This is a genomic window from Photobacterium aquae (assembly GCF_001029445.1).
GTDB lineage: Bacteria > Pseudomonadota > Gammaproteobacteria > Enterobacterales > Vibrionaceae > Photobacterium > Photobacterium aquae.
In genome coordinates, this window is record NZ_LDOT01000014.1 from 153,438 (window position 1) to 161,962 (window position 8,525).

Genomic DNA, 8,525 nt, shown 5'->3' on the forward strand with positions numbered 1-8,525 from the left:
AATGTGAGAATCGCATTCTGCTTTGTCCCTTTGGGCAATCCGAGTGCCTGTAAGACATTGGCACTTGTTACACGATTACAGTGTCCCATTGAGCCGGATAACATCCTCCGGCTTTTGTTACGCAAGGAGCAACTATGCTGAACCCTGCAACCGCTCAGGCAGTTATCGATCACGCCCTATTTCTGGGCGCTGACTTTGCCGAGCTCTTTGTTGAGCACCATCAATCCAGCTCACTAGAACTCATCTCTGGCGATATCGACAAAATTAATTCAGGTATCGATTTTGGTATCGGTATCCGTTTGTTCTTTGGTCATAAAGTCCTTTACGGCTATACCAATAGCACCGACCAAGAAGAACTCAAGCGAGTCACCAGCCTACTGGCCGCCAAAGACAAACGCGATCAAATCATTCAGGCTGGTGCGCTGAACCTAGCTCGCCACAATAACCTTCACCCATGCCAACAAGCACTAAGCCAACACCCTCGGCTCGATGACAAAATCGCCTTCCTACGGGCCTGTGACACAGCGGCAAGGGCTGAGCATGAGAAAATCAACCAATTCATCGGCCGGATCCTCCAGCGCGAACAGCAAATAGAGATATTCAATTCAACCGGCTTGCACATCGGCGATACCCGCCATTACACGCGTATCGCTGCAACAACTATTGCCCAAGACGGTACCGAACAAGCGACAGGCTTCGAAGCACCTGGCGCTCTGTGCGGTTGGGAGTTCAATACCCGGCTTGATCCGAAAGAACTCGGCAGTACCGTTGCCAAGCAGGCGATGACCAAACTATATGCTAGCAACTGCCCGTCAGGAGAAATGCCGGTTGTGATCGGCAACGGATTTGGCGGCGTTATCTTCCACGAAGCCTGCGGACACCTGCTTGAAACTACCTCTGTAGCTAAAAAAGCCTCGGTATTCCATGACAAAATGGGCGAGATGATTGCCCACCCAGCCGTCAGTGCCGTTGACGACGGTACAATGGCCAACGAATGGGGCTCGATCAACATTGACGACGAGGGAATGGAGACACAACGGACCCAGCTGATCAAAGACGGCAAACTCACCAGCTTTATGGTTGACCATATGGGCGGCCTGAAGACAGGGTTTGCGCGTACCGGCTCTGGCCGACGTGAATCATACAAATTTGCTCCTACCTCACGTATGCGCAATACCTTCATTGAGCCCGGCGACAGCAGCCTTGATGAGATGATTGCCAGTGTTGAAAAAGGGATTTTCGCCAAGAAGATGGGTGGCGGCTCTGTTCAGCCAGGTACCGGTGAATTCAACTTTGCTGTACAGGAAGCCTACTTGATTGAAAATGGCAAAGTCACAACCCCGCTTAAAACCGCCACCCTTATCAGCACCGGTCCTAAAGTCCTAAAAGAAATCTCGATGGTCGGTACTGATTTCGCCCTTGCGGCGGGCATGTGTGGCTCCGTCAGCGGCTCGGTGCCGACCACCGTTGGCCAGCCGGCGCTCAAAGTAGACAACATTCTCGTTGGAGGTGGAAACTAATGGCCGATTCACAACATTTAAAAAACGCCATCGCGCAAGTGCTTGAGCGTGTCTCGGCCGCAGGCGCGCAAGCAGATGTCATCGCAAGCCGCAGCCAAAATTTCTCGCTAAAAGCTAACGCCGGTGAGCTTGATGAATACAAAGTAACATCCGGTCAGGTTATCGGTGTACGCGTTGTCAAAGATGAACGGATCGCAACCAGCTATTCTGAGTCTCTGGATCCTAGCAGCTTAGACTTAATGGTTGAGCATGCATTGACCAATGCCAAATTCACTAAGCAAGATTCACATCAAGCTATTCGCTGTGAGAACAGCACGCTGACGACCGAATACCCTGAGATTAATCAGCCTGATACCACGAGCGTTGATGACAAAATTGCACTGGCACTCTCGTTGGAGCAAGGTGTTGTATCAAAACCGCATGCCAAATCTGCCCCTTACAACGGCTTTGCCGAATCTGAGAGCGAGGTTTTTCTTGCCAACAGCTTAGGTAGCTTGTGCTCGCATCAAGAGCGCTCTACCTCATGCTACGCCTTCACCTTATACGAAGATGATGGCAAGCAATCAATGTTTGGTGGTATTTCAGCCGGACGCCATTTCAATGAGCTCGATCCTGACTATTGCATCAACTATGGCTATGAAATGGCAGCAGCACTGCTTGAAGGTCAGCCGATTGCCACGGGACAGTACAGTGTCATTTTTGATCTGAGTAATCTCAGCAGCCTGTTTGGCGCATTCGGGATGTGTTTCTCTGGGCAGTCAGCAATGAAAGGCGTCAACCCGTGGCGAGACAAGCTACAACAGTGTGTTGCCAGCCCACTGCTAACTATCACTGACACCGCTTATGTACAAGGCGGCTCTGCAATCAAAGCGTTTGACAGCGAAGGCTACGCAACGCGCGATACAGTCTTGATTGGTGAAGGTCAGCTCCAGAGCCTACTTCATAACAGTCACACTGCGGCTTACTTTGGCATTGCCAATACCGCCAACGCCTCTCGCTCGGCCAAAAGTGGATTGGGTGTTGGTTCGCGCCATACCGTGATTGCACCGGGCCATAGCTCAAATGCTGAACTCACAGCAGGGGAATACCTAGAGCTCGTCGAGCTGCAAGGTGTCCATTCCGGCGCGGATGCCATTAGCGGTGATTTCTCGTTTGGGGCTAGTGGCTTCTTGTGCCGTGATGGTAAACGCATTCAACCCGTCCGTGGTATTACCGTTGCGGGTAATTTCTATCAACTGGTAAAAGAGATCGATGCGATGGGCACAACACTTCACCACGATCACTCGCGTGATTTCTTTGCCCCAACCATCCGATTCAGCCGACTGAGTATTGCTGGCAAATAAGCAACGTATCGCTAAATAATCGCGACGCACCTAAGCGCAGGTACAATGTTACCTGCGCTTTTTGCATATCAAAACAGGCAACATAAATCACAAAATGCCTACATATATAACTACTCCAACACGGAAAATTAGAGGCAGGACAAGAATAAAGTACCAAAAAGTAAGAAATTTGCAGTAAATTGACTCAATTGAACCCTTCTCCTCTTCCCAATTCGCCTTGTAAGATTTAGACTGACAACCAAAACAGACTGCCATGCATCTGTTTATATACACAAAGGAGAAATTATATGAAACGTTCAGCAATGCTTTTCGCAGGTCTAGTTCTTAGTGCATCTCTAATGGGTTGTTCAAACTCTCAAGAAGCAGAGCAACTAAGCCAACTAACTAACAAAGTTGACGCACTGACTGATCAAGTTGCTGCAATGCAAGTTCAACAAGACAACATCGCTGGTGCTGTTAACGAAACAAGCGCAGCAGCTGATGCAGCATACCAAGAAGCTATGCGTGCAAACCAGCGCATCGACAACGTTGCAACTTCATACCGCAAATAATAACGTTTTCTTAAGCGAGATTATTTGAAAAAAGCGGGTCATTATTGATCCGCTTTTTTGATCACACTAAATACAAAAAAACAGCCAGCCCACTTGTCATACACCCCACCCAAGCTATTCGTTGGCCGCGCTCAAATTGCGGAGACTTAAACACTTGGTAACCCAGGCATAGAACCAAGACAAGCTCCACTAAGACCTGTACCGGAAACAAAACCATACCGAAAATACGTCCCCAGCCCGCTATCATAAGAAAAGCAATAAACACCATATGATTGAGCGTAAGGCTATGGATTGTCTTTGTCATGCATATACCCAACCGCTTATTCCTAGCTAATATCCATCATCATAAGTAAGTCAGTGATCTGTTCTTTACTGCGATTGGTGTAAGTATATACGTTGATTTTTACTGCCTAGGTAATAATTACGACTGATTCTTATATAGCCCAATGACCTCCAGAGAGAGGATGGATAGCGATTTCAGCGTATGCCATGAAAATACTTGAAGAATGGCACCCCATTCAAGGGCTGATGGCTCAGAAGTGATGTGAGAGATATTATCAATATGAACTAAAACAATATACTCAAGCTACCTCAGTAGCTTGAGTATGAGCTCATTTAGGCTGAATGGTAGGCTTCTTGTTCACCGCCTTGCAAGATTACCTCGTCACCCTGAATAACCAAGCCAAAGCCATGCTCTTCATCCCAAGCACATTCAAAACTAACACCCACAACATTCTTTTCTGGGTTATGCAATACGAACTTGGAAATTTGCATCAATTTGAAAATATCCCCTGAGTTCATATCTTCTTCGCTTACTTCACCCACATTGGTCTCCCATGTTGGGCTCTCTTCGTCAAAGACATCCATGAACTCAGATTCCTCAAGGAGCTCTTCATAGTTCTCATTCACATAATTACAAACCAATGAATAGAGACGTTCTTCATTCTCGGCAAACCATGCCACCATGCTATCAACAATGGCAAGATTTTCGCGCGTGCAGAAATCAATATTTCCATACGCCTTAAATTCATGCCAACCATTCAGTTCTGTTTTACCTACGTGAAGATCTGAGTCTTCACTCCATTTAATGATATTGATAGCTTTCATAATAACCCCGTAAAAATGAGAACTATATTAGAACAAAGAGACTGGGTAAAGATTAATGCAACTATCAGTCATCATTTGATGAAATAAAATCTTACAAGCAAGTACTGGTGATTTTTAATCATAACTGTTCAAATTATTCGATGAAGATGTTCTAACAGCCTGCGTTATCTTTTAGGGGGAGTCCCCTACAATACAATTATGCATGACGACATAGCGATGGACACATGTTCACAAAAAACACATCACCCAAAATATATGACCCTCTCTCCATTATCCTGCACTGGCTGACAGCCCTTAGCGTGTTAGGCCTGTTTATCCTTGGCCTATGGATGGTCGATTTAAACTACTACTCACAGTGGTACAAACCCGCACCGTATTGGCACAAATCTGTTGGCCTATGCTTGGCTGGGATCACCTTATTCCGGCTATTTTGGAAAATCATCACCCCTCACCCAGCAATAGAAGGCAAACGCTGGGAAAAGCAAGCCGCCAAAATCGCTCACGGTTTGATCTATATCCTAATGATCTGCATTTTTACTTCAGGATACCTCATATCAACTGCCGACGGCCGTTCCATCGACGTTTTCGGCTGGTTTGCAGTACCCGCCCTCGGTGAACTATTTACTCACCAAGCTGACATCGCCGGTGAAATTCATTTCTACCTAGCCTGGACATTAATCATCTTAGCGGCCGTGCATGCCCTCGCAGCCCTAAAGCACCATTTTATAAACAAGGACAATACATTAAAAAAAATGTTAGGAGTAAAGTCATGAAAAAAAGCCTCATCGCCCTTTCCCTATTGGCTACAGCCTCATTTGCCGCCCACGGCGCAGACTATATAATCGATACAGAAGGTGCACACGCCTCTATCAACTTCAAAGTCGAGCACCTTGGCTACAGTTTTATCAAAGGCCGCTTCAACACCTTTAACGGTAATTTCAGCTACGATCCCAAAAACATTGCAGACTCCAGCGTCAAGGTCAACGTGGAAACCATGAGCCTAGACAGCAACCATGCCGAACGAGACAAGCATTTGCGTAGCGATGATTTCCTAGACACCAAGAAATATGGAACGGCGACATTCACCTCAACCAAAGTAGAACCCAAAGAAAACGGCGAAATGCTAATATACGGTGACCTGACCTTACATGGCAAAACCAAACCACTCATCATTGATGCACAGTTTATTGGTGAAGGGAAAGATCCTTGGGGAGGATACCGGGCAGGATTTACCGGCACAGCCCGTATTGAATTCGCCGACTATGATATAAAAGTCATGGGCTCCTCAAGCTATGCCGATATCGAATTGCACGTTGAAGGCATACGCCAATAGGCAAAATCGCTTACTTTTGAATCCGGCCAAGGCCGGATTTTTCATTTTTGCTCAAAAATAAAGCGAACGGATCAATTCGTTACTCAATGTAATAGATTGAAACATGAACCCTCGGCTAGGATGTTTGTCATAAGAACAATGCAGAAATCATGTGCTGCTATTTCACGAGAAGGTAAATCATGACTCCACAAGAAAAAGAACTGATCCAGAACGTTGCTAACAAACTGAAGCAAAGCCCAAACAAATCAAAAGATGCTGATGCTGAGCAACTGATCAAGAATGAAATCGCAGCGCAAGACGATGCGGTATACAAGCTAACTCAAGCCGTGCTAGTACAAGAACTGGCCCTTAAAGAACTTAAGCAGAAAAACGAATACCTTGAGCAAAGCGTTGATCACTACAAATCAGAATCTGAGCGTGGTGCTTTCAGCCGCATGATGGGTGGCAACCGTCCGGCTCCAATGCCACCACAGCCAACTCAGCAACCAAGTGCATTCGGTAGCTTCATGCAAACTGCTGCCAGTGTAGCAGTAGGTATGGTGGCCGGTAACATGATCAGCAATGCTCTGTTTGGTGATGACCACGCAGCCCCAGAAGCGACCGTGGCCGATGCGGCAACAGACGCACCTGCAGATGCGGCGACAGATACCGCTCAAGCCGATACAGCGCCAGCAACTGATGATGCACTAGCATCTACAGACACCGCTGACAATGCCTCTGGCGGCTTCCTGGATGACTCTTCGAGCTTTGCTTCTGACTACACCAGCGGTACAGGTGGTTTTGGTGATGCTGGCTTTGGCGACTCAGGCTTTGGTAGCGACGGTTTCGATGATAGCTTTGCCAACAATTCGGGCTTCGGCAGCGACGACAGCTTCTTTGGCGGTGGCGATAGCTTCGGTGGTGACGACTTCGGCGGTTTTGGCGACGAAGACGTTTAATCATCTCGACTAACAACATAGAGGGTACCTTATCGGTACCCTTTTTTTATTTCGCACAAAATCAATCCCCTGCCCAGCTCAACTCTTGAAAGCGTCGCGATGACGTACAAACCATTAACTGTATGCATACACAGTTATAATGAAGTCGCTAAAAATGGCCAGCATTGACCTACTAATAAAGAGACCAAAAATGCTCGCTATCCCCATAACAAATAAAGATAAGACATTGATATCAATGTAATTTAATACTTCCTCTTGGTATTAACGAGGTCTCATTAATACCGAATGCTCGCTTTGCGCGAGCGAAAAACAGCCATTAAGCAACGATGACTTTATGCAACCTATTGACTTATAAGGATACTGATAAGAAAATCATGCGCAATTAAGCGTGTATTAGGCTGGGGAAAGCGAGCATGCTGTTTAATACACTGTTATAAATCATAGGAGTATTACGTTGGATTTGGAAAACAATGATTTGAAAGTTGCACTAGATTATAGGCAACAACTGCAGGAAAAATCTCACAAGGACGTTATTGTTAGTGATTCTGTACTTGAAGGGCTAAAAGCTCATCTAGATTTAGTTTTTCCTAATAAAAAGGAAGAAGATCAATTTGCCATTGATGCACTAAGAAAGCTTCTATCTGAAATCCATGGTTCTGAATATGAAATAACGACTGTAGCAATTAAGGAAGCAATTCAAGCTGCCGGCATTGATGAAAATAGCCCTTTAATTGGTTTGTTAACTACTATTGAAACTAGTGATTATGACGACTTTGGAACCGCCTTTTTTTCTCAAACGTATTCTAAATCCATAACCCAAGCGTGTAATGAATTAGGTTATAACCTCCGAAGTGGGTTTACTATTGGTGTTGTTGACCGTTCAGGTTTGCAGGCGGAACAAGCACCAGTGTGGATGACAGAAGCAAGCGTCATAAATATTACGACTGAGCTGCTCATTGTTATTAATCGCCTATCGAAGTTGTTAGCTAAAAGTATGGCATTTGATATGGTAGAGGGAAGTCAGTATCAACTATCGTCTAGCATTGATAAATATAAAAAAAAGTTACTAGAAGATCCTTCTCTTCAACGTGAATGGAGTATGTTCTTTGCGGAGTGTGGTTATAATCCACATAGACCACCGAAGGGAGAGAGAGTCTCTTTGAGCAATGATTATGACCAAAGCTGTTTTGTTGATTTTAGCGATTCAATTCTCTATTTCATCTTAGGTCACGAATGTGGGCATCATATAGCAGAGCACTCATTAGGAGGTATTGCTGGTGCTGATTCCCTAGGAGATACCGAGGAATATAAAGAAGAAAAAGAAGCTGACATGTTGGGCTGTCATATCGCAATGCATATGGGAAACAATCCGAGTGAACCGAACTGGTTTTCAGCTATTAATCTTGGTGCAACGTGTATTTTAAAAGTAACGGAATTAATACAGAGAAGTAATCATATTCTCAAAAAGGGGGAAGAAACTGTCGATTTTCAAGTGAACTCTGCTCATCCTCCACTAGAAGAGAGACTCGAACTAATAAAATGGTTTGTAGGGTTATATTATGATCATGGTCCTGCCGAAGCGGTTATCTTAAAAATGCACCGTATTATGATTGAGTTATTGGAGTTTATTTGGGGTAATGTCAGTGTGTTTATCCAAGATTTACATACCAAAGGTCATAGACCTGAGGCTTCAGACAATCAATGGTTACCTGATTTATAACACATATGAGCCT

Annotated in this window: 8 protein-coding genes; 7 read left to right on the forward strand and 1 reads right to left on the reverse strand. The window is 45.3% G+C overall.

Annotation, left to right across the window (positions count from 1 at the left end; genetic code table 11):
* Nucleotides 1-134: 134 nt before the first annotated feature.
* The 3 genes from ABT56_RS12200 to ABT56_RS12210 all read left to right on the forward strand — a co-directional run bounded on the left by ABT56_RS12200 (nt 135) and on the right by ABT56_RS12210 (nt 3,414).
* The gene (locus ABT56_RS12200) at nt 135-1,520 is read left to right on the forward strand and encodes a TldD/PmbA family protein (protein ID WP_047879143.1); all 1,386 of its coding nucleotides are present in this window, start codon (nt 135-137) and stop codon (nt 1,518-1,520) included.
* Complete coding sequence (locus ABT56_RS12205) at nt 1,520-2,863, forward strand: TldD/PmbA family protein (RefSeq protein ID WP_047879144.1); 1,344 nt, start codon at nt 1,520-1,522, stop codon at nt 2,861-2,863. The genes ABT56_RS12200 and ABT56_RS12205 overlap by 1 nt, the downstream gene beginning before the upstream one ends.
* A 287-nt stretch (nt 2,864-3,150) precedes the next feature.
* On the forward strand, nt 3,151-3,414 hold the full coding sequence (locus ABT56_RS12210; protein WP_047879145.1) for an Lpp/OprI family alanine-zipper lipoprotein: 264 nt from the start codon (nt 3,151-3,153) through the stop codon (nt 3,412-3,414).
* 615 nt (nt 3,415-4,029) lie between these two features.
* On the opposite strand, the gene ABT56_RS12220 is transcribed toward ABT56_RS12210, so the two are convergent.
* Nucleotides 4,030-4,521, reverse strand: a complete 492-nt coding sequence (locus ABT56_RS12220; RefSeq protein WP_047879147.1) for a DUF6985 domain-containing protein — start codon at nt 4,519-4,521, stop codon at nt 4,030-4,032.
* A gap of 224 nt (nt 4,522-4,745) precedes the next feature.
* On the opposite strand from ABT56_RS12220, the gene ABT56_RS12225 reads away from it, so the two are divergent.
* The 4 genes from ABT56_RS12225 (at nt 4,746) to ABT56_RS12240 (ending at nt 8,512) form a co-directional block, all read left to right on the forward strand.
* Nucleotides 4,746-5,294 carry a cytochrome b gene (locus ABT56_RS12225; RefSeq protein ID WP_047879148.1) on the forward strand — a complete coding sequence of 183 codons (549 nt, stop codon included), beginning with the start codon at nt 4,746-4,748 and terminating at the stop codon, nt 5,292-5,294.
* A complete protein-coding gene (locus ABT56_RS12230; RefSeq protein WP_047879149.1) occupies nt 5,291-5,854 on the forward strand; it encodes a YceI family protein in 564 nt (187 codons plus the stop codon). Before ABT56_RS12225 ends, ABT56_RS12230 begins: the two co-directional genes overlap by 4 nt.
* A 179-nt stretch (nt 5,855-6,033) precedes the next feature.
* Entirely contained in the window at nt 6,034-6,792 is a 759-nt protein-coding gene (locus ABT56_RS12235) for a DUF2076 domain-containing protein (RefSeq protein WP_047879150.1), read from the forward strand.
* Between the two features lie 454 nt (nt 6,793-7,246).
* On the forward strand, nt 7,247-8,512 hold the full coding sequence (locus ABT56_RS12240) for a hypothetical protein (RefSeq protein WP_047879151.1): 1,266 nt from the start codon (nt 7,247-7,249) through the stop codon (nt 8,510-8,512).
* The last annotated feature ends 13 nt before the right edge of the window (nt 8,513-8,525 follow it).

Coding starts and splice junctions, on each gene's coding strand:
- ABT56_RS12200 (WP_047879143.1), top strand. CDS start 135: ATGCTGAACCCTGCAACCGCTCAGGCAGTTATCGATCACGCCCTATTT.
- ABT56_RS12205 (WP_047879144.1), top strand. CDS start 1,520: ATGGCCGATTCACAACATTTAAAAAACGCCATCGCGCAAGTGCTTGAG.
- ABT56_RS12210 (WP_047879145.1), top strand. CDS start 3,151: ATGAAACGTTCAGCAATGCTTTTCGCAGGTCTAGTTCTTAGTGCATCT.
- ABT56_RS12220 (WP_047879147.1), bottom strand. CDS start 4,521: ATGAAAGCTATCAATATCATTAAATGGAGTGAAGACTCAGATCTTCAC.
- ABT56_RS12225 (WP_047879148.1), top strand. CDS start 4,746: ATGTTCACAAAAAACACATCACCCAAAATATATGACCCTCTCTCCATT.
- ABT56_RS12230 (WP_047879149.1), top strand. CDS start 5,291: ATGAAAAAAAGCCTCATCGCCCTTTCCCTATTGGCTACAGCCTCATTT.
- ABT56_RS12235 (WP_047879150.1), top strand. CDS start 6,034: ATGACTCCACAAGAAAAAGAACTGATCCAGAACGTTGCTAACAAACTG.